A 24,591-nucleotide genomic window follows, 5' to 3' on the forward strand; every position below is an offset into this window, starting at 1 on the left:
GGGTCTGTCAAGAAGCTGGTGTAACTGATCTTGTCGGTTCTACTTCTTGTTCGTGGTCAGGCGTCCGGGGAAGGTGAGCTCGAAAGCGTTCAACGGCGCCTTCCAACGGGCGACCCAGCGTTTGCGCCCAGTGCCGGTGGGATCGAGGCTCATCAACGCTAGGTAGACGCACTTGAGCGCGGCGGCCTCGGTCGGGAAGTGGCCACGGGCCTTGACCGCCCGTCGGATCCGCGCGTTGATCGACTCGATGGCGTTCGTGGTACACACCACGGTGCGGATCTCGGCGTCGAACTGCAAAAACGGCACGAACTCCGCCCAGCTGTTCTCCCATAGCTTGATGATCGCCGGGTAGCGGGCCTCCCACTTGTCACCGAAGGCAGCCAGCGCGTCCAGTGCCGCCGACTCGCTGGGCGCGGTGTAGAGGGGCTTGAGGTCCTTCGCGATCGCCGCCCAGTCCCGCTTGGAGGCGTAGCGGAAGCTGTTGCGCAGGAGGTGGACGACGCAGGTCTGGGTGATCGCTTGCGGCCACACGGTTTCGATGGCCTCGGGCAGGCCCTTGAGTCCGTCGCACACGACGATACACACGTCGGCTGTGCCGCGGTTCTTGATCTCCGAGAGGACCCGCAGCCAGTACTTGGCTCCCTCGCCGTCGCCGTGTTCGCCAGCCCACAGCCCGAGGATGTCGCGGGTGCCCTCCACGGTGACGCCGAGCGCCAGATAGATCGGCCGGTTCGCGACGTTGCCCTCACGGATCTTGACATTCACACAGTCAATGAACACCACCGGATACACCGCATCCAGCGGCCGGTTCTGCCACTCGGCCATGCCGTCCATCACGCGGTCGGTGATGGTGGTGATGGTCTGCTTGGACACCTCGGCGTCGTACACCTCGGCCAGGTGCGCGGCGATCTCACCATGCGTGAGCCCCTTGGCGGACAACGAGATCACCAGATCATCCAGCCCGGTCAGCCGGCGCTGGCCCTTGCCCACCAGTTGCGGCTCGAAACTGCCGTCGCGATCCCGCGGGGTAGCGATCTCCACCGGGCCGGCCTCGGTCAGCACCTTCTTGCCGCGCCGGCCGTTGCGAGAGTTCCCGCCGTTGCGGCCGGCCGGGTCATGCTTGGAATAGCCGAGATGGTCGTCCATCTCGCCTTCCAACGCCGACTCCACCACCTTCTTGGTCAGCATCGCCAGCAGGCCGCCCTCACCGGTCAACTGCAGACCCTCGGCCCGCGCCCGATCCGCCAGCTGCTGCACCAGCTGATCGTCCACTCCATCCGCCATCGCCGGAGCCTTCGCCTCGCCGCCGTTGCCCGTCCCATCAGTCACAGATGTCTCCTTCACCTCAGGAGTTACACCAACGAAATTACAGTCCCCCGCCTAGTGCCGATGAGGCTGAGTCTGACGATGGAACTGGCGAGTGTGCTTAGCTGAATAGCAGTGTGGATCCGACGGTTCCGCCTGGCCGCGGATCTAAGGGTGTGGCTTTCGCCGGCCAAGCGGCGCACGTAGTCAGGCGTGGTATCGCCAAGTACACGGTCGAGTACGAGTCTCAGTTGTGCTGCCGCAACTTGCTCTTCCGCTGTACCGGGTGGCATGTCAGGTTCGGTTTCGCCTAGCACGCGCGCCGGAAAGGCGTCGAGGACCAAGTGCTCATCCCGCTGCGAGAGTTCAGAGAGGGCTAGGAGCTGTTTAAGAAGGGGCCCTGGTGTGTGGGTGTAGCGAGGTCTCCGGTAGATGGATCAACGACGAAGAAGATCAGCATCTATCCGGAGACCTCGGTGGGAAGCGTATCGGTGGGCGCGCGTAAAGACTTGACGGACCGGCAGTGGCAGGCGTTGCAGCGTGTGTTGCCGCCTCGACCCGTGGCAGGTCGTCGGCCGAAGTGGACGTGGCGTCAGTTGCTGGACGGGATCCGGTGGCGGGTACGAGTCGGTGCTCCCTGGCGGGACGTGCCGGAACGGTACGGGCACTGGCAGTCGATCTATCAGTTGTTCCGTCGCTGGCAACGGGAGGGCGTGTGGCCCTGGATTCTCACGATGCTGTGGGCATGGGCCGACCGGGCAGGGCTGATCGACTGGCAGGTGTCGGTGGATTCCACGATCAATCGGGCCCACCAGCACGCGTCCGGGGCCCGCCGCCGACCCGATGAGCAGGTCGAACCGCCCGGCGACGAGCCGGGCGACCACGCGCTCGGTCGGTCCCGGGGCGGGTTCACCACGAAGATCCACCTGGCCTGCGAACAAGGACGCAAACCGTTGTCACTGGTGATCACCGCCGGTCAACGCGGTGACAGCCCTCAGATGACCAGCGTGCTGGACGCGATCCGGGTGCCCCGGCCCGGACCTGGACGAGCGCGCACACGCCCACGGCGCGTGCTGGCCGACAAGGCCTACTCCTCCCGCTCGAACCGGGCCTACCTGCGCACACGCGGGATCGCGGCCACGATCCCGACCCCCAAAGATCAAACTGCCCACCGCCGCGCCCGCGGATCAGCCGGTGGCCGCCCACCCGCCTTCAACCCCCACCACTACCGGCAACGCCACGCCGTCGAATGCGGCATCAACCAGCTCAAACACCACCGCGCCATCGCCAGCCGCTACGACAAACTCGCCGTCCGCTACGAAGCCACCCTCCACGTCGCCACCATCGACATCTGGCTACGCAACCTCACCAAGACCAATTCCTAAACAGCTCCTAGCTGAGTGAGCACTCGGAGTCCAGCTGCGCGCTTGACCGCCGCCTCGTCGAGGGTCAACTCGGCCGCCCATGTGAAGCGACGCCACCACTCCTCGCGACGTGCGGGCGATCTCCCGCTGGATCGTCGCACGGTCGTTGCCTCGAACCGACAGCTTCACGCCGACGAACGCACCGATCGCCGCGACCAACGCTGTTGCGGTTTGCAGCCACAGATTCAAGGATGGCCTCCTTATCGGTCGCTGAACTTCGCCAGCTGTCGCAAGCCTCCTCGCGCTCAACGACGCCAGTCGACCGAGCAAGTGGCATGGCTACGCATGAAGGCGGGTGCCTCGATCCTGACCTGCGCGAGCCAGCATTGCGCAGACGATTATGCGACGCGGTCACGCGTCGGCGTTGTCGTCCTTGCCTTCAAGCAGCTTGTAGAGGTTGGTGCGGTCCATGCCGAGTTCGCGGGCGACCTGCGCCTTCGGGACGTTGTCTTCGATCGCCGCAGTCATGCGTTCGAACCGCGCGTCACGGGCCTTCTTGAGCTCTTCGAGCGTTGTGACTCGCTGGGCTTGTAGCGCCGCCTCTTGATCACGAATGCTCTGGAGCCGATCCTGGAGCTCCTTGACCTTGGCCGCACTCTCCCGGAGCAGCTCGAAGTGCTGTTCCTTGTCCACTTCCTTGCCTCTTTTCCGGGTCGTGTTGCCAAGCTGACCTAGCGACATGTTGTATCACACTGTAGACGGCAACAGTGATCTGTGACGCCACTTTGGCGACCGGCCTGCCCGGTGTGTATGCGGCGGGCGATGTGGCGCAAGGCGCGGCCGCCGCCCGCCACGCCCTCGACCCAGCGGCCGCACGCCCGCTGGTACCGGTGCCGTACTTCTGGTCCGACTGGTACGGCCACCGCATCCAGTTCGTCGGCACCCCACGCGCTGAGGAGGTCGTGGTCGCCGTGCCCGCTGAGGCGGGGTTCACCGCGCTGTACCGGCGCGGTGACCGGATCGTCGGCGCGTTCACCGTGGACCGGCCACGCGAGATCATGAAGTACCGGCGACGCGTCGCGGCCCGGGGCTCGTGGGCGGAAGCGGTCGCGTTCGCGGCCACCACGACCACAGCCGCCTAACATGGCGGCCATGGGCAGAACCCTCTCCACCTAACCGACGGTCGGCGGCCAGTACCGCCAGCCGATCATCGCTGCGGCGATCGAGCTGACGGCTCGCAGCGGCTGGTCAGCGGTTACCATGGCGCGGCTGGCCGACCACGTCGGTGTCAGCCGCCAGACCGTCTACAACGAGATCGGCTCCAAGGCCGCGCTGGCCGACGCCATGGTGGACCACCACCTCGACCAGTTCCTCGCCGTTGTCCGGGACGCCTTCGACCGCCACCCCACCGACCTCGTCGAAGCGATCCACGACGCAGTGCGCGACGTGCTGGACCTCGCCGCCGGCAACCTCCTGCTCCGTGCGATCGCCTCCGCCACCTACGGCGCGGACACCGAACTGCTCCCGCTGCTCACCACCCAGGCGAACACCTTGATCACCCGGACCACAGCGATGCTCACGCAGCGTGTGACGACCTACCAGCCCGACCTCACACACGAGCAGGTCAGCGTGGTGATCGATGTGATCGTCCGGACAGTCCTCAGCCACGTCATGCAACCCGCACAGTCCCCGGCCCATACTGCCGACCGCCTCGCCTGGCTGGCCGCCCGAGTGCTCGGCGGCCAACCCTCCCGGACCCGCACACCCCTACGCTACCGCTGACGACGGACCAGAGCCGGGGGCCAGACGCCGCGGTTAACCCGGCCAGTCGCGTTGTGTGCCATCGCACCAGCCGGTCACGGAGCATTCGGAGCTCGGGTGCGCTGTCGCGCTGAGCCGAAACGGGTTGGCGAGCGTGCGGGCGGGTCGTCGCTCACGTGTCCGCAGGACGCCGACCACTGGCCGCCGAAGCCCTGGCGGCTGCGGCTTCAGCGCACCTGGTCCCGGGGAACGTCGAGTTACAGCGTGCGGGCGATGATCTCCTTCATGATCTCGTTGGTGCCGCCGTAGATCTTCTGGACTCGCTGGTCGGTCCAGGCGCGGGCGATGCGGTACTCGCTCATGTACCCGTAGCCGCCGTGGAGTTGGAGACAGTTGTCGATCACCCGCATCGCTCGGTCGCTGCACCACCACTTGAGCATGGCTGCGGTGGCCACGTCCAGGCCGCCGTCGAGGTGCCGGCTGATGCAGTCGTCGAGGAACACCCGGCACACTCGGGCCTCGGTTGCGGCCTCGGCAAGGGTGAACTTGGTGTTCTGGAAGGAGAAGATCTGCCGGCCGAAGGCCTGCCGGGTTTTGGTGTAAGACAGTGTGTCTTCCAGCGCGGCTTCCAGGGCGGCGACCGAGGTGATGCCGATGAGCAGCCGTTCCTGCGGGAGTTGCTGCATCAGCTGGAGGAAGCCCTGACCCTCGGTGGTGCCGAGGAGGTTGGTGGCCGGGACGCGGACGTCGTCGAAGAACAACTCCGCGGTGTCCTGGCCGTGCAGGCCGACCTTGTCCAGTACCCGTCCGCGCCGGAATCCCGCGCGGTCGGTTTCCACCACGACCAGCGAAATGCCCTCCGCACCCAGGGTTGGATCGGTCTTGGCGACCACGATCACCACGTCGGCCTGGCCGCCGTTGGTGATGAAGGTCTTGGCGCCGTTGACCACATAGCCATCGCCGTCACGGATCGCTTTCGTCGCCACGTTTTGCAGGTCGGAGCCGGTTCCCGGTTCGGTCATGGCGATGGCGCCCACCCATTCGCCGGTGGCGAGTTTAGGCAGCCACGCCCGCTTCTGGTCCTCGGTGCCGTAGGCGAGCAGGTAGTGCGCCACGATCGCGTTGTGCAGCCCCACACCCCAGCAACTGTCGCCGCTGGCGGCCTGCTCTTCCAGCAGCACGGCCTCGTGCGCGAACGAACCACCACCTCCGCCGTACTCCTCCGGGATGGACAGGCACAGCAGCCCAATCTCTCCAGCCTTGGTCCACAGCTCCCGGTCGACGCTTTTCTGCTCGGCCCAGCGCTGCTGGTTCGGGGCCAGTTCTTTCCGGCAGAACTGACGGGCCAGATCACGGAACTCGTCAAGATCAGCGGTCGTCCACCGGCTGCGGTACTCGCTCATGGCATGCTCCTTCGCTGTTGCTCATTCCCCAACGGGTGCGGGCACGTGTGCTTGTCAGCGGTGTTCGGGCGGTCGGTTGAACATGGCCAGAACATCGGCGTCGGCGCCGTGTGGCGTGAAGTGTTCGCGGTCGACGACGAGAAACAGGGCTTCGGCGGTGAACCGGGTCACGTCGTCGTGGCCGGTACCGGTGGCTTCCAGGTGGAGCCGTCGGCCCTGGCGGCGCTGCAGGCGTGCGGTGATGCGGTGTGGCTGACCTAGCGGCACCGGTGCCAGATAGTTGACCGTCAACGTGCGGGTGACGGCGATCTCCTGCACAAGATAGAGCACGAAGCCGAACAGGTCGTCGCAGGCCGCGGAGATCGCGCCACCGTGTGCCAGGCCAGGGGCACCCCGGTGCCGGGCGTCGAAGGCCACGTCGGTGGCCACGGTGTCCCCGTCACGGTAGACCTTCAGATGCAGGCCGGCCGGGTTGTCCGGACCGCATCCCAGGCACTGGGAGTGGTGCGGCGGCAGCGAGATGAGGGAGGGGTCAGCCATCGCGTGTCGGTCCTTCGGAACTAGAGGCCAGCAAGGCAGTCGTGTGAGGGGTTGAGGTTGGGTTTCGCCGGGTGGCGGCGGCGAACTGGGTGGCGGCGACCTCGATGATGTCCTGGCGACTGACCGGCAACTCCCCGGCCAGCCAGGCCATGAGCAGTTCGGCGAGGCCACCGGTGAGCAAGAGGCCGGCGATCTGGTCATGGGGTGCCGAGAGCGCGTCGGCGCCGTGCAGGGCGTGGGCCTGCCTGGCGATCAGCTGGGCGAACTCCCGCAGCAGTTCGTGCCGCCGGGTGCGCAACGGGTCGGCGGCGGCGGATTCCAGCATGGCCACGCGGCCGATACGCGGATCACTTGTGAGCAGGTCGACGAACGCGCTGATCGCCGCTGTGGCTTTTCTGTGGGGATCACCATCGGTGGTAGCCAAAGCGTGCAGCGCGACGTCACGGATCTGAGACGCGATCCGATCCAGTACCGCCAGCAACAGCGCGTCACGGTCGGAGAAGCTCTCGTAGAAGTAGCGCTCGGTCAGACCCGCCCGCGAACAGACGGCCGTCATCGTGGTCTGCCGCCACCCCTGGGTGCCCAGCAGATCCAACCCGGCCTCCAACAACTGCTGGCGTCGATCGTCACGGCGCTGCTGGGCGCTGATCCCTCGATAGCTTCGCTTCGGCACCGACATAGCTGTCATCTTGACATAGCCTCCAGTCAGAATCATTCTGACTGTGACCTATGTCAGAAGTTCGAGCGGCGGCGGAGGCGATGCCGGTGCGACAGTCGAAGGATGGCCAGCTGGCCGCGGATGGCTCTGGTCACGTCGTGCGGTCCATGGCAGCTGACCGCTCGTCCGTGGCTGGGCCTGCGGACATCCCGGGGTTCGGCAAGGGACTATCCCTGGTGTGCACCGGCCGAGATGTGCACGAAGTGGCGGCGATGGCCGCGGACGCCGAACGAGCGGGGTTCGAGTCGGCGTGGGCGGCGGAGTTCTACGACCGCTCGGCCGTGGTCGCGGTGGCGGCGATGGCCGCGGTGACCGAGTCGATCACCCTGGGTACCGGGATCGCCTACGCGTTCGGGCGCAGCCCGCTGGTGCTGGCCACCGAGGCGCGGGATCTGGACGCGCTCTGCGGCGGCCGGCTGATCCTCGGACTGGGCACGGGCACGCGTCGCATGCAGCAGGACTGGCACAGCTTGTCCGGGGAACATTCCGCACCCCGGATTGAGGAGCTGGTGCCGTTGCTGCGCAGGTTGTCGCGGCTGGACGAGGGCCCGGTGCGGCACGAGGGCCGGTTCTACCGCTCACACGTGATCCCCACCGCGCCCGTGGCAACCCCCACGCGGCCGACGATGCCGGTGTATGTGGCCGGGGTGAACACGCGCATGGTGCGCGCCGCCGGGGCAGTGGCCGACGGACTGGTGGGCCATCCGCTGTTCACCCCGGAATACCTGCGCTACATCGTGCGGCCCGCGCTGCAGGCGGGCGTCGATCGCGCCGGACGCGCCGGGCCAGTGCCTGTGGCCGGGTATGTGATCTGCGCGGTGCATCCCGACGAACACCACGCCCGGCGGATGGCCGCCGCGCAGATCGCGTTCTACGCCTCGGTGAAAACCTACGACCCCATCCTCACCCTGCACGGCTTCACCGACGAGGCGCGCGCCATCCGGGCGGCGCGTCGCGCCGGTGACCTGGAGGCGATGGTGGACGCGGTGTCGGACGGGATGATCGACACGATCGCCGTGTCCGGCACACCTGAGCAGGTCCGCAGCCAATTCACCGCGCGATGGGCGGGACTGTACGAACGGACGCTGCTGTATCCGCCTTCCTTCGCCGGCCCGTCGGCCACCACCGCCGTGCTCGACGCCTTCGCCCCACTCGCCAGCACACCTACCAGATAAGGGAGAGCCGTCATGGTCCCCGTCATTGAACGTACCACCCAGGCGGCGCGGCAGCGCCTGTCCTCGGTACTGCTGGCACCCGCACCCCAGCCGTCGACCAGGCGTGGCGTCGGTTCAGCCGCCGCTGGCCCACCACTGACCTGGCCACCCCGCCCGCGGGCAGCGGACTGCGGCCGGTCCGCGGTGACTACGGCACCCCGGTGGTCGGGCATCTGCTCGACTACATCCGCTTCGGCACCGAGTTCGGCCGTGAACGCTACGACCGCTACGGCCCGGTCACCTGGATGGGCGCGTTCGGCACCCGCATCGCCGTGATCGCCGGTCCCGAGGCCACCCAGCGCGTGTTCACCAACGCCGACAAGGCCTTCTCCCAAGCCGGCTGGCGATTCCTCATCGACCGGTTCTTCCACCGCGGGCTGATGCTGCTCGACATCGACGAGCACAAGATGCACCGCCGCATCATGCAGCACGCCTTTACTCGCGACCGCCTCGCCGGCTGACACTCACCAGGTCAGCCCCTGCGTGCGCGCCACCATCCCCACCTGGCCGACCCAACGGCCGGTGCGGCTGTACTGGCTGCTCAAGCGCCTCACGCTGGACATCGCAACCCAGGTGTTCATGGGCGGCCGCGGCGGCACCACCGACACCGAACGGATCAACCAGGCGTTCGTCGCCACGGTCCGCGCCGCCAGCGCGCTGGTGCGCGCCCCGCTGCCCGGCACCCGCTGGCGCGCCGGCGTACGCGGCCGCAGGGTTCTCGAAGCCTACTTCGCCCAGCAGCTGCCCGCCGCCCGTGCCAGCAGCGGGGAGGACCTCCTCGCCGCGCTGTGCCAGGCCACCACCCCCGAAGGAGAGCACTTCAGCGATGACGACGTCATCAACCACATGATCTTTCTGATGATGGCGGCCCACGACACCGCCACCATCACCACCACCGCCTACTACCTCGCCACCCACCCCGACTGACAAGACCGAGCCCGGCAGGAATCCCTCGCCCTCGGCGACGCCCCCCTCGACATCGACGCCCTGGACACCCTCGACACCCTCGACCGGATCATCAACGAATCCCTCCGCTACTGGCTCCCGTGCCCCTCGTGATGCGCAAAACGGTCACCGACACCGACATCCTCGGCCACTACCTGCCCGCCGACACCCTCGTCGCCCTCGCCCCCGCCTCAACCACTTCGTGCCGGAATGCTGGACCGACCCGGACACCTTCGACCCCGATCGCTTCGCCCCCCACCGCCGCGAAAACCACAGTCATCGCTTCGCCTGGGTCCCCTTCGGCGGCGGCGTGCACAAATGCATCGGCATGCACTTCGGCACCCTCGTAGTCAAAACCATCCTGCACGAGATGCTCCGCACCACCCGCTGGACCATCTCCCACGGCTACCAGGCCCGCTGGGATAACACCTCACTTCCCGTACCCGCCGACGGGCTCCCCGTCCGCCTGCACCCCGTTGACCTGCCCGGGAAACACCAAGCCGACCCGGCCAAAGGCCTCGCCGCGGGCGTGTCCTACCGGCTGTGTAAGTGACGTGGCTCGACTCTGAACTGCGGAAGCGGTTCGGGAAGGGACCACGTGATGACGAATTCCGATTCAGCGCCGGCGGGCAGGGCTGCTCGACCGGCTGCGGAAGAGTCGTTGATCGACGGTGCGCTGGCTGATCAGCTGCTGGCGAAGGCCGAAGCCGAAGGGGTCGAATTGCTCGGCCCGGACGGCCTGCTGTCCCAGGTGACCAAGGCCGTGCTGGAGCGGGCCCTGGGCGAGGAGCTCACCGAGCACCTGGGCTACGAGAAGCACGACCCGGCCGGTCGCGGGTCTGGCAACTCCCGCAACGGCGCCACGGGGAAGAGGCTGCTGACCGAGGCCGGCGCGGTCGACCTGCAGGTGCCGCGAGACTGGCGGGGCAGCTTCGAACCGAAGATCGTGCGCAAGGGCCAGACCCGCCTGGACGGGTTCAACGACCTGGCCATCGGGATCGACTGCGAGGGCGCCAAGCAGGTGCTGGGCATGTGGGTGGGTGCCTCCACCGGTGAGTCGGCGAAGTTCTGGATGTCGGTGCTCGCGGAGTTGCGTAACCGCGGGGTGCGGGACGTGTGCATCCTGTGCTGCGACGGGCTATCCGGGCTGCCGGAAGCGGCGACCACCGTGTGGCCCCAGGTGACCGTGCAGTTGTGCGTGGTGCACCTGATCCGCGCCTCGCTGCGCTACGCGTCTCGCAAGTACTGGCCGGCGTTGGCCAAGGACCTCAAGGCGATCTACACCGCCAGCGACGAGGCCGCGGCCGCCGCCGCGCTGGAGGCCTTCGCCGAGCAGTGGGAGGCCCGCTACCCGGCGATCGTGCGGCTCTGGCGAACCCACTGGCAGGAGTTCACGCCATTCCTGGCGTTCCCGCCCGAGGTCAGGCGGGCGATCTATACGACGAATCTGATCGAGTCGCTCAATGCCCGACTGCGGAAGGTCACCCGCAACCGTGGCCAGTTCCCGTCCGAGCAGGCCGCGCTGAAGGTGCTCTACCTCGCCGTCCGCAACCTCGAGGACTACCGCACGCCGAACATCGGCATCCGAACATCGGGCTGGAAACAAGTACTGCAAGCGTTCACCATCTATTTCGAAGGGCGGATCCCCGCCCCATGACCGCCACGATCACTTACACAGGCGGCCGGACGCTCCCCGCCGAACCCAGGGCTCGAGGGTGTCGCGTGTACTTCCACCCACCGCAGCACTCCCGAGCCCTGTGGGGATGAGGTTTACGCTCGGCGGGTGAATTACATTACTTAAGGAGGTGGACATCACGACCGGCGACGCGAATCTGGTCACGGAGCGGGTCGCCGCGGTGGGTGCGGCACTCAACCGCCGGCTGAGCTCGCTTACGCTCGAGATCCGCAGCAGGCTGGCCAGCGACATCGAACCGCTGCGCGGAGACGAGCGTCTCGTGCAGCTACTCGGCGCCAGTGTCGAGGGCAACGTCGACAGTGCCCTGCACGTGCTGCAGCACGGCATCGACCTCGATCTGGTCGAGGCGCCGCCTGCGGCGACGGAGTATGCTCGGCGGCTTGCCCAGCACGGAGTAGCGGTGAACGCCTTGGCGCGTGCCTACCGTCTAGGTCACGACACATTCCTCCGGCATGGCCTGCAGGAACTCGACCGGCAGGGCGGCGAAGCGTCGCTACTCAGCGCGGCCGCGCGGCATCTTGTGGCGCTCACGTTCGGGTATATCGACCGGGTGACCGAGCAGGTGCTCGCGGTCTATGAGGACGAGCGCGAGCGCTGGCTGCAGGATCGCAACACTGTGCGGGCGGCGCGCATCCGGGAGCTGCTCGACGGGGAGCGCGTGGACATCGCCGCCGCCGAGGCGGCGCTCGGCTACCGGCTGGTGGGCTCGCGCCACCTCGCCGTCGTCGTGTGGGCGACCGGGTCGGTGCCGCCTGACGGCGCCATGTCGACTTTCGAGCGGTTCGCCCGGGAGCTGGCCGAGTGCCTCGGTTGCCGGGCGCTGCCGTTGTTCCTGCCGCACGATCAAGTCACCGCATGGGCGTGGCTGCAACTCGGTCGGGAGGCTCCGGACGTGGATACCATCCGCTCGACCATGTGCCCGAGCCATCCGGGGATCTCGGTCGCCGTTGGCGAACCCGGCACCGACGTGTGGGGCTTCCGCCGCACACACCTGCAGGCGCGCCAGGCACAGGCGGTTGCCGTGGCGGCGGGGGAGAGTGCACCGGTCGTCACGGCCTTCCGCGAGGTCGGCCCGATCGCGCTGATGTGCGCGGACCTACGCGCGACAAGGCACTGGGTCCAGGACACGCTCGGCAGGCTGGCCTTCGACGACGACCAGCACGCGCGGCTGCGCGAGACCCTGCGCGTCTTCCTCGCCACTGGGGGCAGTTACCAGTCTGCGGCAGCCATGCTGGCCCTGCATCGGAACTCGGTGTACTACCGGGTGCGCAAGGCCGAGGAGGAGCTCGGCAGGCCGATCGACGCCGACCAGCTGGACATCGAGATCGCCCTGAAGGCCTGCCACTGGCTCGGCACGAGCGTGCTCACCGAACAGGCTTGACAAGCCGCCACTCGTCCGGTGGCCGCCGGGCGGCCCGCCTCGTCGCGTTCGTGCGGTCCGCACGAACGTCCTGGGAAGATTCGTATGCCGTGCCCATGTGCGGCCAGGGGAAACGCTTCTACGGTTGCCCTCTACAGGATCACAACGTTGTGACTGAGGAGCGAAATGCATCTTGCGGTGCTGCCCGACTCGCGCGCAGCGCGGTCGCCCGAGGCCCTGTGTGTGTCCGACGATGACCTCTCGCTGAACAATTCGCAGTTCCTGGCGCACGTGCGGGCAGCCGCCGCGCTCCTGCGCGGGCGTGGCGTCGCTGCCGGTGACGTCGTTGCCGCCATGCTCCCGAACCGGGTCGAGTTCGTCATCGCATTGTTTTCCGCATGGCGGCTCGGAGCCACCGTGACGCCGATCAATCCGAACCTGACGCTCACCGAGGCGGAGTACCAGCTCGCTGACTCTGGAGCGAAGTTGCTGATCAGTGACATCCCAGGGATGCGAGTCGACACGATCGGCGCACGCGAGCTGTGTGCCGCCGCGGAACCCCGGGACGAGCCACCCGTGAGGCAGGAGAGCGAGGCGCTCGCGCTGCTGATCTACACGAGCGGAACTACCGGTAAGCCGAAAGGTGTCATGCTCGACCACGCCAATCTACAGGCGATGTGCGACATGGCGATCAAGGCCGTCGAGCTTTCGGAGGACGACCACAGCCTACTGATCCTACCGCTGTTCCACGTTAACGGGATCGTCGTGAGCATTCTGTCCCCGTTGCTGGTAGACGGCCGGTCGACCATCGCGGGGCGGTTCGACCCGGAGACCTTCTTCAGCCGGGTGGAACGGGTCCGGCCGACGTACTTCTCTGCGGTCCCGGCGATCTACGCGATGCTGTTGGCACGGCCGGAGGAGGAGCGACCAGACCTGTCTTCGATGCGGCTGGCGGTGTGCGGTGCCGCGCCGATGCCCGCGGCGCTCATCGAGCGGTTCGAGAACCGATTCGGCATCCCAGTCGTCGAGGGTTACGGCCTGTCCGAGGGCACATGTGCATCGACCATCAACCCGGTCGGCGGTATCCGCAAGCCTGGAACCGTTGGACTTCCTATTGAGGGCCAGGATGTCGCGATCATGGACCGCTCCGGGAACGTCCTCCCCAAGGGGGAGACGGGCGAGGTCGTGGTTCGCGGACCCAACGTCATGCGTGGCTACGTCAACCGACCGGATGACACCTCGAAGGCTATTGTGGACGGCTGGCTGCACACCGGGGACGTGGGCCGCTTCGACGAGGACGGGTACCTCGTGCTCGTCGACCGCATCAAGGACATGATCATCCGCGGTGGCGAGAACATCTACCCCAAAGAGATCGAGTCCGTCCTCTACGGGCACACCCAGGTCCTGGAGGCCGCCGTCGTGGGAACTCCACACCCGGTGCTCGGCGAGGTGCCGACAGCTTTCGTCGCTACCCGTCCGAACGCGACGGTCGACGTAGCCGAGCTGCACGAACACTGCCGTGCCGGGCTGTCCAAGTACAAGCTGCCCACCGAGATTCATCTGATCGACGCCTTGCCCAAGAACCCGGTCGGCAAGATCGACAAACCGCAACTGCGCGAGCGGCTCGCTGCCATGGCCAGCCGGCCCGCCTGACCGCGAGGAGGACCGACATGGGATTCATCAATCCAGTCCTGCCTGACGTCGACTACGGCGAGTGGCGCACGAAGACCCGCGCCGAGCGGATTAAGCCGATGGTGCAGCATTGGGGGGTCGCGGGGTTCGGTGCACCAGACGGCGTGTATCTGCTGTATATCGCGAAGATAATCGGCTACATCGCGGGCGGGTTGTTCTTCGCCTCGCTCACTCCGGGCATTGGGGCCTTTTGGGACTTCCCGGACTGGTGGGACGAGCCCGTGGTGTTCCAGAAGGTCGTCGTGTGGACACTCCTGTTCGAAGTGCTCGGCTTCGGCTGCGGGTTCGGGCCGCTGACCTTGCGATTCCTGCCACCGCTCGGCGCGTTTCTGCACTGGTTGCGACCGGGCACGATCCGGATGCCGCCGTGGCCGGGCAAGGTCCCGTTCACCAGCGGGTCCCGGCGTTCGGTTGTCGACGTGTTGCTCTATGCCGTAGTGCTGGCCGCCACGCTCTGGATCCTGTTGGCCCCGGCGAATCGCTCCGCGGGCGGGCTCGATGCGCAGGTCGGAATGATCGAGCCGAGCCGGTTTGTGCCGCTGCTGGTGCTGCTGCCGCTGCTCGGGTTGCGGGACAAGATGATCTTCCTCGCGGCGCGGTCCGAGGTTTACTTGTCCGCCGTCGTCGTGTTCCTGCTGCCTGGGATCGACATGATCGTGGCCGCGAAGCTCGTGCTGGTCGCGATCTGGTGGGGTGCGGCGACGTCCAAGCTCAACCGGCACTTCCCAAACGTCGTCGCTGTGATGCTGAGCAACACGCCGTTGGTGCGCAGTAAGGCGATCAAGCGCAGGCTGCACCGGGGATACCCGGAAGACCTCCGACCCGGTGCCGTCAGCCGATTCCTCGCGCACTTCGGTACCGCAGTCGAGTACCTGGTGCCGCTCGTCCTGTTCGTCTCCGACGGCGGTACGGTCACGCTGGTTGCAGCCGCGATCATGGTCGCGTTCCACCTGCTTATCCTCACCAGCATTCCGATGGGTGTGCCACTCGAGTGGAACGTATACATGATGTTCGGAATCGCGTTCCTGTTCGTGGACAAGGCGCAATACGGGCTCGCCGACATCAGCAACCCACTTCCGGTGGCGCTGGTGATATGCGCGCTGGCGGCCGGGGTCGTCCTCGGTAACCTTTTTCCGAACAAGATCTCCTTCCTGATCGGAATGCGCTACTACGCGGGCAACTGGGACACCTCGATGTGGTTGCTCAAGCCGAGCGCGGTGGCGAAGCTGGACACGCACGTCAAGAAGGCCGCGACGCTCCCGCGGAGGCAACTCGTAAAGCTCTACGGCGAGCGAGTGGCCGACCTGCTCGCACACAAGGGCTATACGTTCCGTGCCATGCACACGCACGGCAGGGCTCTGTTTGGGTTGATCCCGCGGGCGGCAGGACCTGAGCACGAGACGGGCTACGTTGTGATCGACGGGGAGTTCATCGCGGGGCCGATCCTGGGCTGGAACTTCGGCGATGGGCATCTGCACAACGAGCAGCTGGTCGCCGCGCTGCAGGAGCGATGCCACTTCGAGGAGGGCGAGGTGCGCGTCGTTGTCCTGGACGCGCAGCCGATCCAGCGGCAGCGGCAGCGCTACCGACTTGTCGACGCGGCTATCGGTGAGTTCGAGCGCGGCTATGTCGCCGTCTCCGATATGCTGGCCCGCCAGCCCTGGGACTGTGACATCCCAGCGCACATCACATGGTCGCGCGCGGCCGCGAATGCGGGATCGAACCCGCCCGCAAGCCAGGCGGCACGCCAAGATCCGAGGGCGGTATGACCGAGGCGATCGTGGTGGGGGCCGGCCCGAACGGTCTGGCCGCCGCGCTCGCCCTGGCTGGTGAGGGCATCGACGTGACCGTGCTGGAGGCCGCGGACCGGATTGGCGGCGGCACTCGCACGAGCGAGCTGACGGTGCCCGGCGTGCTGCACGACCACTGCTCCGCATTCCATCCCATGGGGCTGGGGTCGCCGTTTCTGCGCGGACTCAGCCTCGACCGGTACGGCGTCGCTTGGAGGTGGCCGGAGATCGAGGTAGCGCACCCACTGGATGGTGGCCGTGCCGGAGTGTTGCTGCGGTCGTTGGACGACACGGCGGCGCGCCTCGGCACCGACGGCGGGGCGTGGCGGCGGCTGTTCGGCCCGCTGGCCGAAGGGTTCGACGAGCTGGTCGAGGACGTCATGCGCCCGGTTGTCCATGTGCCCCGGCACCCGATTCGGCTCGCCCGGTTCGGGACGCGCGCACTGCTGCCCGCGGCTTGGACCGCTGGCCGCTGGGACGGTGCCGAGGCCAGGGCGCTGTTCGGCGGGGTCGCGGCACACGGTTTCCACCCGCTCGGCAGGCCGACTACGTCGGCGATCGGGTTGATGCTGATCGCGGCAGGGCACCGGTTCGGCTGGCCGGTCGCCGAGGGCGGCTCACGAGTGATTACCGATGCCATGGCGATGCTGCTAACGGACCTCGGTGGCAAGATCGAGACTGGGGTGCGCGTGGCCTCCCTGGCCGAGTTGCCGCGAGCGGATGCCGTTCTCCTCGACCTGGCGCCGAGGGGCGTCGTCGAGGTCGCGGGCGACCAGCTGCCCGCACGAGTGCGGCGGGCCTACGAGCGGTACCGCCACGGGCCCGGGGCGTTCAAGATCGATCTTGCGGTCGAGGGGGGGATCCCATGGGCGAACCCGGACTGCCGCCGGGCTGGGACCGTCCACGTCGGAGGGTCTTTCGAGGAGATGGCCGACGCCGAGAGCGACGTCGGCCGCGGGCGGATGCCGGTCCGCCCGTTCGTGCTCGTGGGGCAGCAATACCTCGCCGATCCAACCAGATCGGCCGGGGACGTGCATCCGGTCTGGGCGTACGCGCACGTACCGCACGGCTATTCGGGCGACGCGACCGAGTCGATCCTCGCTCAGATCGAACGGTTCGCACCAGGCCTGGGCGACCGGATCGTCGGCCGGTCGGTGACGGCCACGACCGCGTGGCCGACCTACAACGCCAACTACGTCGGTGGCGACATCATCACCGGTGAGAACACACCGCTGCAGGTCGCCTTTCGTCCCACAGTGGCGCTCGATCCTTACTACACCGGGATACCCGGCGTGTACATCTGCTCGGCGGCGACCCCGCCGGGTGGCGGCGTGCACGGGATGTGCGGCTATAACGCCGCACGCTCGGCGCTGCGGCGACTCAGTTGAGGCGGTTCGCGATACGTGCGAGCAACAAGATTTTGGAACAGTCCCCAGGCCAGTGACGGGGCCTTTGGTCTGGCACCCCAGGCGGGCTCTCCGTTTCGTTCGTTGGCCCGTTCGGACCAGTGTTGGCCCACACGTGCCGTGTGATCCACGGCATACTCTCACCGCGTTCGGGTCGTGCCTGCGGCGTCGAACGGGAACTGCGCAGCGCCGCGCGACAGAGAGGTTTGATCACATGGGTGTGACGTCGGTTCGCCGCCAGCATGCGGAGCGGACCCGCCGAAGCGGCTCCGGTCAAGGAGGAGCCGGGCAGCGAGCGCCTGGGGACGTCATCGACATGCCGCTCGCGGTACGTGGCGCGTCTACGGGATTCACCGTCCTGCTGCTGGGAAGTCTTGCGCATCCGCTCGTCGCCGCTTGGACTCCAGCATTGTCTCAGCTGTGGCTTCCACTCGTGGCATTGGTTGCTTTCGTGGTGGCGGCGCGCCGCGTCGGCAGGGCGCGCATTCCCATCGTGCACGGCGCGGTGGCCGCGATGAGCAGCTATTTACTGATGTTGCCGCTGGTGTTGCTCGGCCCCGCCGGCGGTGATCCGGCGCAGATCGCTCTGACGGTGGCGGCCTCGCTGATCACCGGAGCTGCCGTCGGCTTTCTGCAGGGCAGCCGAAGGTAGTCGGCTACCTCATGTGAGCCTCGCGTTCGTCGATCCTGTACGGGTTGACGGCCTGGCAAGCCCCCCGCCGCCGGGCAGCTCCGGCCATGTCTGCTGCCCAAGTCGTCAGCATCGGCACACGTCTGAATCATAGGAGCGGCTTTGACTTCCACCGACATCTCGGTGTCATCGCGGCGGCCGTCGCGCGAGCCCGAAGCCAAAACGCGCACACTTGGTGGTCTGGGTTCGTCGGTAGCGAAGCCGTTCGAGCAGGCCGGCGAGATGGTGCGGCTACTCGGTGTCGTTCTGTACTCGGCGATTCGCCACCCGATGGGCTACTGGGGCGAGGTCCGGGACCAGATGTTCCTCACGCTGAGGTTGTGCTCAATTCCGATGATCATTTCCACGATCGCATTCGGACTTGGCGCACCTGGCCTCCAAGGTGGCAACATCTTCTATCTGTTCGGCATTCCCGAGCGTCTGGGTTCGTTCTTCATCATGGCGAGCGTGCGCGAGTTCGCGCCGTGGATCAACGCGATGATCATCGCCGGAGTCATGGGCACCGCCATCACCGCCGACCTCGGTGCGCGCCGTATTCGGGAAGAGATCGACGCCATGGAAGTGCTCGGCGTCGATCCGATCCGGACGCTTGTGGTGCCTCGAGTTGTCGCGCTGACGCTCATCACGGGATTGATGGACATCGTGGCGTTGGTATTCGGCGTCGTCGGTGGATACATCGCGGCCGTCCCTATTCTCGAGGCGAATCCGAGCGCCTTCGTGGCGAGCTTTTTCGACAATGCGACAACGACCGATATCTGGGCGAGCGTGGTCAAGACGTCGCTGTTCGGCATGATCATAGGCGTCGTCTGCTGCTACAAGGGGATGAACCCGGGGAGCGGCCCCATCGGTGTCGGCAAGGCGGTGAACCAGGCGGTCGTCATCGCATTCGCGACCATCTGGATCGTCAATGCCGTGTTCACCGCGATCATCCTCGGTGTGAACCCGGACATGATTGTCTTCAAGTGATGAGGCGGTGGACCCTGTGAGTAGCGGAATGCCACGACCGACAGAGACCGGCACGCAGGCTGGCCGTTCACGAGCCCGTCCTCCGAAGCCGGCCGATGTCATCGTCTCCCCGGGCAGTATCGTCAAGTCCATCAAGGAGGCGGTGACGACCGGTGGTGACATCGCGCGGTTCTCCTGGCAGGTGGTTCGCGCGTTACCTGACTTGCGTCATTACCCGACCGAGGTGTTCCACCAATGTGGCGTGCTCATCCTGTCAAGCGGATTGATCATCTGGATGATGCAGTTCGTCATGGGATACGAGTGCGGCTTGGAGGGCAACTACACGCTGAAACAAATCGGCGCGCCGTTATACTCTGGTATTTTCAACGCCTGGTGTGGCATCCGCGAGATGGCGCCCTACATGTGGGGATACATCATCTCCGCGAAGGTCGGATGCGGCCTTGTAGCCGAAATCGGGTCCATGCGTATCTCGGACGAGATCGATGCGATGGAAGTCATGGGCGTGAAATCGCGCAGTTACCTGGTCGGAGCCAGGGTGGTCGCGGCGTGGCTCGCGCTTCCGTTTCTCTACATCGTCGGACTCGGCATCATGTACATCGGTGAGTATCTCACGACGGTGAAGATGCTGGGCGGGGTGTCCGAAGGCGGATACAGCTTCATTTTCTGGCTCTATCAAAATCCCGCCGATCTGCTGTATTCCCTTGTCAAAGTGATGGCGATGGGAACAGCCGTCGTGTTCGTGGGATGCTACTACGGCTACACGGCCAGTGGCGGGTCCGTCGGTGTGGGCCGAAGTACGGCGAAGTCCATGATGCTGAACATGGTGCTGGTGCATGTGATCGGAGTGCTGGGCACCCAACTGTTCTGGGGCCTCAGTCCCAACGCGCCGATCGCGAACTGATCTTGAGCCAGGTCCCTCTACGGCAAGGAGTTGACGATGTCCTTTGTGTCACCCTCGACGGCGACAGAGCCGACGACGCAACTTCCCCATGCGGGGAACCTGCCTGCCGGCGATCAGGTGCGTCGAGACGGCAACGGACAGCTGCGGCACTCGATGGAAGTGCGGAATGTCGTCAAGTCGTTCGGCAGCTTCCGGGTGATGAACGGAATGAGCATCGACTTCGTCGATGACGCGATCACGACCGTCCTGGGACCTTCAGGGACCGGCAAAAGCGTACTTTTGAAGCACCTCGTAGGACTGCTGGAGCCGGATGACGGAGAGATCGTCGTGTTCGGCAAGAACATCTGGCAAATCAGCGAGAAGGAACGCTACGACCTGCGCAAGAAGTTTGGCGTCCTGTTTCAGGACGGTGCACTTTTCGGATCGATGAATATTTATGACAACACCGCCTTCCCGCTGCGTAAGCACACCGATCTCGACGAGTCGGATATCGAGGAAATTGTGGTGAGTCGGCTCCAGGAGGTCGGGCTGGAGAAGGCAATGGCGAAACTACCCAGTGAGGTTTCGGGTGGGATGCGCAAGCGGGCCGGATTCGCGAGGGCGCTCGTGCTGGATCCCGAGGTCGTGCTGTTCGACGAACCGGATTCCGGTCTCGATCCGGTGCGTACCAGCCTGCTCAACGACCTCATCCTCAAAATGCACAACGAGCACAAGGGGACCTACCTTCTCGTCACGCATGACATTAGGACCGCGCGGAAGGTCAGTGACTATGTTGGCCTGATCTGGCAGGGACAGGTGGTGCATTACGGCGAGGCCGAGGAGGCATTCGCGTCCGAGGACCCGTTTGTCCGGCAGTTTCTCTCCGGAGATTCCGCTGGACCGTTGGGAATGGACTGACTCGATGCGACGCATCTTGGCTTTCGGCGTCGTCGCCGTCGTCGTTCTCGGAGTTGCTGGCTTCGTGCTGGGGAGGGACGACGGTTATCGAGTCGACGTCGTGCTCGCATCAGCCACCAACGTCGTCGAAGGCGGCTCAGTTCACGTCAAGGGTTTCGAGGCGGGCAGGGTAGAGAACATCGCGGTGCAGGACGGCAAGGCCCGGGTCACGTTGGCGATGAACAACGACCACGCTCCGCTGCACGACGGTGCGGTCGTGACCATCGAGTGGAAGGCGGCGCTGGGTGAACGTATCGTCGCCGTCGCGGACGGGCCCGCCGGGAACGCCGTCATCCCGGACGGAGGAATGATTCGAGGGGAAATGCCTACGCCGATGGAGGTCGACCAGGTCCTCGCGGCACTGGATGAGCCCACGCGAGAGCACCTGTCCTCCCTGATCCGGCGGCTTGACAAGTCCGTGGACGGCAACGAAGAGGACCTCCGTGACACGTTGCGGTCGGCGGGGCCGGCGCTGGAGGCCCTGGGTGAGGTTCTGCGGGCGGTCGGCAGTGACGGTCCGGCGATCAAGCAACTGATCACCCAACTGGATGGCATCGTGTCCACGCTCGTCAACCGCGAGCAGGCCATCCGCAATATCATCGAGCAGGTTTCGACCACGACCCGTCTCACCGCACAGCAAAAGCACGCGGTGGCGGAGGCGTTGGACAAACTTCCGGGCACGTTGGACACGGCGAAGACGACACTGGACCGGGTCCCTTCCGTCGCGGACAAGGCGGTTCCGCTGCTCGAGGATCTGAAACCCGCTACCGACAAGTTGCCGTCGGTGGCCCGGAACCTGAGGCCGGTGCTGGCTGACCTGCGCCCGCTCGTCGCGGAACTGCGGCCAACACTGGCGGTGGCGCGGGATCTGCTTCGCTACACCCCGGGGTTGCTGGACAGCGCTCATGGGGTACTGCCGGGCGCCAACTCACTAGTCGGGGACCTCACTCCCGCGTTGAGTTTTCTCCGGCCCTACACCCCGGAGATCGCCGGATGGGCCGCGAACTGGGGCTCCGCGAACGCCAACTATGACACCAACGGCCATTACGCCCGGATCTACGTTCAGGCCGGGCTCGGCAGCGTCAACGTCAATCCGGGCATCGTCCCCCCCGGCTACAAGAAGGACCTGACACCGGCGCCCGGTTCGCTGGTCGACCAGCCCTGGGTGGATGCCGCCGGAGGTGGAGTGCGATGAGCAAGCAGCCCAACCAGGTGCCTCGTCGGCTACCGCGTGGCCGGATTCTCGCCGTCGTCGCGGTGGCCGTGCTCGGGGTGACAGCGGGAACAGTCGGCATTGACCAGGAGAGCGAGCCGGGCCAGACCACGATCGTCGCGCGCTTCGCCGATGCGAGTCCTCTGCTGGTCGGCAACGAGGTGAAGGTCAGTGGCGTGAAGGTCGGCCAGGTGGCGGCGATGGATGTGCGGGGCGGCAAGGCCTCCGTGGTGCTGAGCCTGGAGAGCGAGGCCCTTCCCGTGCACACGGACGCCAGGGCCACCATCCGTCCAGTGAGCCTGCTCGGCGAGCGCTACGTCGAGCTGGATCGGGGAAGCCCCGACGCGCCGGTACTCGGCGATGGCGATGTCCTCCCGATGCGGCAAACCGGCGCGCAGGCCGACCTCGATGAGGTGCTCAACACGGTCGACGACCCCACCGGACGGTCGCTGGCCGCGCTGGTGACCATGCTCGGGGAAGGTATCCGTGGCAACGGCGGAAATGTCGACGCCACCATCCGGGCCCTCGAGTCGTCGATGAACGACACCACGGCCCTGTCCGGTGTCCTGCGGGACCAGAACCAGCTGCTCGGCAGCCTGGTGGACAAGCTGCAGCCTGTCGCGAGCGCTCTCGCCGCCGACCAGGGAGCCAACCTCGACCGGCTGGTCGCCTCGGCGCGAAAGCTCACCGCGGCCACCGCCACGAAACGGCGGGAACTGACCGAGACGTTGCGGCGTCTGCCAGAGACCCTCGCGACGGCCCGCGCGACGCTCGCCCAGCTCACCGGCACCGCCGCCGAGACCACGCCGACCCTCGCGGCGATCCGGCCCACCACCGACGACCTCGCCGCGATCAGCGCCGAAATCCAGCGCTTCGCCGACGCCGCCGATCCCGCCCTGGCGCACGCCAACCCCGTCCTCGAGCACGCTCAGCGCCTGCTGGACGAGGCCAGGCCGGTGGTGGACCAGCTTCGGCAGGCCGGTCCGGACCTGCGGTCGGCGGTGGGCGACCTGCGTCCGGTCGTCGGTGAACTGACCGCCAACCTCGGCAACGTGCTCGGCTTCATCCGTAACTGGGCACTGACCACCAACGGCCGGGATGGCATCTCACACTACTTCCGCGCGATGCTGGTCGTCAGTCCGGATCTGCTCGGCGCGGCCGTGCCCACGCCCAACGGCGCGCCACCCGCGCAGCAGCAAGGTCCGCCCTCCGAACGACCGCCGGAAACACCACCCCAGCCTGACCGTGCGCCGTTGCCCCTGCCGCAGGTACCCGGCCTTACCGGGGACGGCGGCATCCTCGGTGGGCTGCTCTCCACCGAACAGGACCCCAAGGCAGGTGTGACCGGGCTCGACCCACAGCAGGAGCAGGGACTCGTCCAGTTCCTCATCGGGGGAGGAAGTCGATGATGGCAAGCAACAGCAAGCGCCGCCGGCGTTCGGTGCTCACCGGAATCGTGGTGCTCGTGGTGTTCGTGGCCTCCGTTGGCGTCGCGATCACTGCGAACAAGGGCATACCCGGTCTGCCGCGCACCGTGGTGCGCGCCGAGTTCGTTGAGGTCGGAGGCTTGCGCAGCGGGGATGACGTGCGGATCAACGACGTGCGCGTCGGGCAGGTCGGCGAGATCACCCTGGTGGACGGCAAGCCAGTCGTCGAGCTGAGGTTCGATGGCCACCGGTCCATCTACCGCAACGCGACGGCCGTCACCGCATCGGTGGGGGCGCGCTCCGCGCTCGGCCAGAAGTACGTCGCCTTCAACCCCGGTTCACCACAAGCCGGCGCGGTCGACCCCGGGGAGGTCATCCCGGCCTCGGAAACGACCGGAGCCCAGGAACTGTCGGACCTGCTCGCCGTGCTGGACGAGCCCACCCGCAAGGCGCTGGGCTCGACGCTCCGGGAAACAGGCGGCGGTGTCGCAGGCCATACGCAGGACCTGCGAGACACGCTGGCCGCTCTGCCGACCGAGCTGCCCGACCTGGCGACCGTGTCGCGCGCGCTGACCACGGAGGGGGGTGCCGACCTTGTCCAGACACTGCAGGCCGTGGATCGCTTCAGCGGCCGCTTCCAGGGCCGGGAGCAGCAACTCAGCAACCTTGTGCGCCAGCTCGACACCACCCTACGCTCGGTCGCCGTCGACAACGCCAGGCCGGTGTCCGACGCGCTGACCAAGGCGCCGGACACGCTGACCAAGGTCCGCGGCAGCCTCGAGGCCCTGCGGCGGCCGCTGGCCGACACCGAGGCCGCCGCGGCGGCATTGCGGCCCGGAGCACAGGCGCTCGGCCAGGCAACCCCCGATGTGCGCGGCGTGCTGCGAGAAGGGATTCCGCCGTTGAACAAGGTGCCCGGTGTCGCGGGGCAGGCGATGCCCGCGGTGGACGGCCTGACCCGGACGTTCACCGATGCGCGCCCGGTGGCGCCGCGTATCCGGGAGGCGGTCGGCTCGGCGCAGCAACCCCTGGCCGTTCTGGCGCCCTACGCCCCGGAGATCTCGCTGTGGTTCACCCACGCCACCGACGCCCTGCATCAGGGTGACGCGGCTGGCCACTGGCTGCGCTTCTCACCGCCGGTCGGGACGAGCACCGCGACCGGCATCGTGCGGGGCCTGCGTGACCCGCTGACTGCGCGCAACCCGTACCCGGCACCCGGCGAGGCCGCACGAGACAAGAGCACACTGCTGGGACCGAGGTGAC

Annotated in this window: 21 protein-coding genes and 1 pseudogene; 17 read left to right on the forward strand and 5 right to left on the reverse strand. The window is 66.8% G+C overall.

Annotated features, from left to right (window positions below; genetic code table 11):
* Positions 1-39: 39 nt before the first annotated feature.
* Entirely contained in the window at positions 40-1,284 is a 1,245-nt protein-coding gene (locus DI005_RS12480; RefSeq protein ID WP_110341587.1) for an IS256 family transposase, read from the reverse strand.
* A 512-nt stretch (positions 1,285-1,796) separates the two neighbouring features.
* Between DI005_RS12480 and DI005_RS12485 the strand changes: the two genes are divergently transcribed.
* The gene (locus DI005_RS12485) at positions 1,797-2,690 is read left to right on the forward strand and encodes an IS5 family transposase (RefSeq protein ID WP_183127900.1); all 894 of its coding nucleotides are present in this window, start codon (positions 1,797-1,799) and stop codon (positions 2,688-2,690) included.
* Positions 2,691-3,080: 390 nt separating this feature from the next.
* Here the strand turns inward: DI005_RS12485 and DI005_RS12490 are convergent, their stop codons facing one another.
* The gene (locus DI005_RS12490; RefSeq protein WP_110341490.1) at positions 3,081-3,362 is read right to left on the reverse strand and encodes a hypothetical protein; all 282 of its coding nucleotides are present in this window, start codon (positions 3,360-3,362) and stop codon (positions 3,081-3,083) included.
* A 74-nt stretch (positions 3,363-3,436) separates the two neighbouring features.
* On the opposite strand from DI005_RS12490, the gene DI005_RS12495 reads away from it, so the two are divergent.
* Both DI005_RS12495 and DI005_RS12500 read left to right on the forward strand, forming a co-directional pair.
* Positions 3,437-3,811: an oxidoreductase C-terminal domain-containing protein gene (locus DI005_RS12495; RefSeq protein WP_369973573.1), complete on the forward strand. Its 375-nt coding sequence runs from the start codon at positions 3,437-3,439 to the stop codon at positions 3,809-3,811.
* A gap of 64 nt (positions 3,812-3,875) precedes the next feature.
* Positions 3,876-4,451, forward strand: coding sequence for a TetR/AcrR family transcriptional regulator (locus tag DI005_RS12500; protein WP_110341488.1), 576 nt, complete (start codon positions 3,876-3,878; stop codon positions 4,449-4,451).
* Between the two features lie 236 nt (positions 4,452-4,687).
* Here DI005_RS12500 and DI005_RS12505 read toward each other — a convergent pair whose 3' ends face one another.
* From DI005_RS12505 to DI005_RS12515, 3 genes are all read right to left on the reverse strand, one after another.
* A complete protein-coding gene (locus DI005_RS12505; RefSeq protein ID WP_110341486.1) occupies positions 4,688-5,833 on the reverse strand; it encodes an acyl-CoA dehydrogenase family protein in 1,146 nt (381 codons plus the stop codon).
* A 54-nt stretch (positions 5,834-5,887) separates the two neighbouring features.
* Entirely contained in the window at positions 5,888-6,262 is a 375-nt protein-coding gene (locus tag DI005_RS12510) for a PaaI family thioesterase (RefSeq protein ID WP_233520109.1), read from the reverse strand.
* 103 nt (positions 6,263-6,365) lie between these two features.
* Entirely contained in the window at positions 6,366-7,052 is a 687-nt protein-coding gene (locus tag DI005_RS12515; RefSeq protein ID WP_110341482.1) for a TetR/AcrR family transcriptional regulator, read from the reverse strand.
* Positions 7,053-7,219: 167 nt separating this feature from the next.
* Between DI005_RS12515 and DI005_RS12520 the strand changes: the two genes are divergently transcribed.
* The 14 genes and pseudogenes from DI005_RS12520 (at position 7,220) to DI005_RS12585 (ending at position 24,590) form a co-directional block, all read left to right on the forward strand.
* A complete protein-coding gene (locus tag DI005_RS12520; protein ID WP_162788649.1) occupies positions 7,220-8,266 on the forward strand; it encodes an LLM class flavin-dependent oxidoreductase in 1,047 nt (348 codons plus the stop codon).
* Between the two features lie 12 nt (positions 8,267-8,278).
* Positions 8,279-9,719 (forward strand): annotated as a pseudogene (locus DI005_RS12525) (cytochrome P450); the annotation flags it as partial.
* A 132-nt stretch (positions 9,720-9,851) separates the two neighbouring features.
* Positions 9,852-10,907 (forward strand): IS256 family transposase, encoded by a 1,056-nt coding sequence (locus tag DI005_RS12530; RefSeq protein ID WP_168214115.1) that lies wholly within the window; start codon positions 9,852-9,854, stop codon positions 10,905-10,907.
* 148 nt (positions 10,908-11,055) lie between these two features.
* Positions 11,056-12,327 (forward strand): CdaR family transcriptional regulator, encoded by a 1,272-nt coding sequence (locus DI005_RS12535; protein ID WP_233520110.1) that lies wholly within the window; start codon positions 11,056-11,058, stop codon positions 12,325-12,327.
* Positions 12,328-12,492: 165 nt separating this feature from the next.
* Positions 12,493-13,959 carry a class I adenylate-forming enzyme family protein gene (locus DI005_RS12540; RefSeq protein ID WP_110341476.1) on the forward strand — a complete coding sequence of 489 codons (1,467 nt, stop codon included), beginning with the start codon at positions 12,493-12,495 and terminating at the stop codon, positions 13,957-13,959.
* 17 nt (positions 13,960-13,976) lie between these two features.
* On the forward strand, positions 13,977-15,767 hold the full coding sequence (locus DI005_RS12545) for a DUF3556 domain-containing protein (RefSeq protein ID WP_110341474.1): 1,791 nt from the start codon (positions 13,977-13,979) through the stop codon (positions 15,765-15,767).
* Positions 15,764-17,176 carry an NAD(P)/FAD-dependent oxidoreductase gene (locus tag DI005_RS12550; RefSeq protein WP_110341472.1) on the forward strand — a complete coding sequence of 471 codons (1,413 nt, stop codon included), beginning with the start codon at positions 15,764-15,766 and terminating at the stop codon, positions 17,174-17,176. Before DI005_RS12545 ends, DI005_RS12550 begins: the two co-directional genes overlap by 4 nt.
* Positions 17,177-17,510: 334 nt before the next feature.
* Positions 17,511-17,846 carry a hypothetical protein gene (locus DI005_RS12555; protein ID WP_233520111.1) on the forward strand — a complete coding sequence of 112 codons (336 nt, stop codon included), beginning with the start codon at positions 17,511-17,513 and terminating at the stop codon, positions 17,844-17,846.
* A 141-nt stretch (positions 17,847-17,987) separates the two neighbouring features.
* Complete coding sequence (locus DI005_RS12560) at positions 17,988-18,851, forward strand: ABC transporter permease (protein ID WP_009156926.1); 864 nt, start codon at positions 17,988-17,990, stop codon at positions 18,849-18,851.
* Between the two features lie 28 nt (positions 18,852-18,879).
* The gene (locus DI005_RS12565) at positions 18,880-19,752 is read left to right on the forward strand and encodes an ABC transporter permease (RefSeq protein WP_009156925.1); all 873 of its coding nucleotides are present in this window, start codon (positions 18,880-18,882) and stop codon (positions 19,750-19,752) included.
* Positions 19,753-19,788: 36 nt separating this feature from the next.
* Complete coding sequence (locus DI005_RS12570) at positions 19,789-20,649, forward strand: ABC transporter ATP-binding protein (protein WP_009156924.1); 861 nt, start codon at positions 19,789-19,791, stop codon at positions 20,647-20,649.
* A gap of 4 nt (positions 20,650-20,653) precedes the next feature.
* A complete protein-coding gene (locus DI005_RS12575; RefSeq protein WP_110341470.1) occupies positions 20,654-21,883 on the forward strand; it encodes an MlaD family protein in 1,230 nt (409 codons plus the stop codon).
* Complete coding sequence (locus DI005_RS12580) at positions 21,880-23,310, forward strand: MlaD family protein (RefSeq protein ID WP_110341468.1); 1,431 nt, start codon at positions 21,880-21,882, stop codon at positions 23,308-23,310. Before DI005_RS12575 ends, DI005_RS12580 begins: the two co-directional genes overlap by 4 nt.
* Positions 23,310-24,590: an MlaD family protein gene (locus DI005_RS12585; protein WP_110341466.1), complete on the forward strand. Its 1,281-nt coding sequence runs from the start codon at positions 23,310-23,312 to the stop codon at positions 24,588-24,590. Before DI005_RS12580 ends, DI005_RS12585 begins: the two co-directional genes overlap by 1 nt.
* The last annotated feature ends 1 nt before the right edge of the window (position 24,591 follow it).

Origin of the sequence: Prauserella sp. PE36, from assembly GCF_003311655.1 — a bacterium.
In the GTDB taxonomy this organism is placed as follows: Bacteria; Actinomycetota; Actinomycetes; order Mycobacteriales; family Pseudonocardiaceae; genus Prauserella_A; species Prauserella_A endophytica.

Coding starts and splice junctions, on each gene's coding strand:
- DI005_RS12480 (WP_110341587.1), bottom strand. CDS start 1,284: ATGGCGGATGGAGTGGACGATCAGCTGGTGCAGCAGCTGGCGGATCGG.
- DI005_RS12505 (WP_110341486.1), bottom strand. CDS start 5,833: ATGAGCGAGTACCGCAGCCGGTGGACGACCGCTGATCTTGACGAGTTC.
- DI005_RS12515 (WP_110341482.1), bottom strand. CDS start 7,052: ATGTCGGTGCCGAAGCGAAGCTATCGAGGGATCAGCGCCCAGCAGCGC.
- DI005_RS12530 (WP_168214115.1), top strand. CDS start 9,852: ATGACGAATTCCGATTCAGCGCCGGCGGGCAGGGCTGCTCGACCGGCT.
- DI005_RS12540 (WP_110341476.1), top strand. CDS start 12,493: ATGCATCTTGCGGTGCTGCCCGACTCGCGCGCAGCGCGGTCGCCCGAG.
- DI005_RS12545 (WP_110341474.1), top strand. CDS start 13,977: ATGGGATTCATCAATCCAGTCCTGCCTGACGTCGACTACGGCGAGTGG.
- DI005_RS12550 (WP_110341472.1), top strand. CDS start 15,764: ATGACCGAGGCGATCGTGGTGGGGGCCGGCCCGAACGGTCTGGCCGCC.
- DI005_RS12555 (WP_233520111.1), top strand. CDS start 17,511: ATGCCGCTCGCGGTACGTGGCGCGTCTACGGGATTCACCGTCCTGCTG.
- DI005_RS12565 (WP_009156925.1), top strand. CDS start 18,880: ATGCCACGACCGACAGAGACCGGCACGCAGGCTGGCCGTTCACGAGCC.
- DI005_RS12570 (WP_009156924.1), top strand. CDS start 19,789: ATGTCCTTTGTGTCACCCTCGACGGCGACAGAGCCGACGACGCAACTT.
- DI005_RS12575 (WP_110341470.1), top strand. CDS start 20,654: ATGCGACGCATCTTGGCTTTCGGCGTCGTCGCCGTCGTCGTTCTCGGA.
- DI005_RS12580 (WP_110341468.1), top strand. CDS start 21,880: ATGAGCAAGCAGCCCAACCAGGTGCCTCGTCGGCTACCGCGTGGCCGG.
- DI005_RS12585 (WP_110341466.1), top strand. CDS start 23,310: ATGGCAAGCAACAGCAAGCGCCGCCGGCGTTCGGTGCTCACCGGAATC.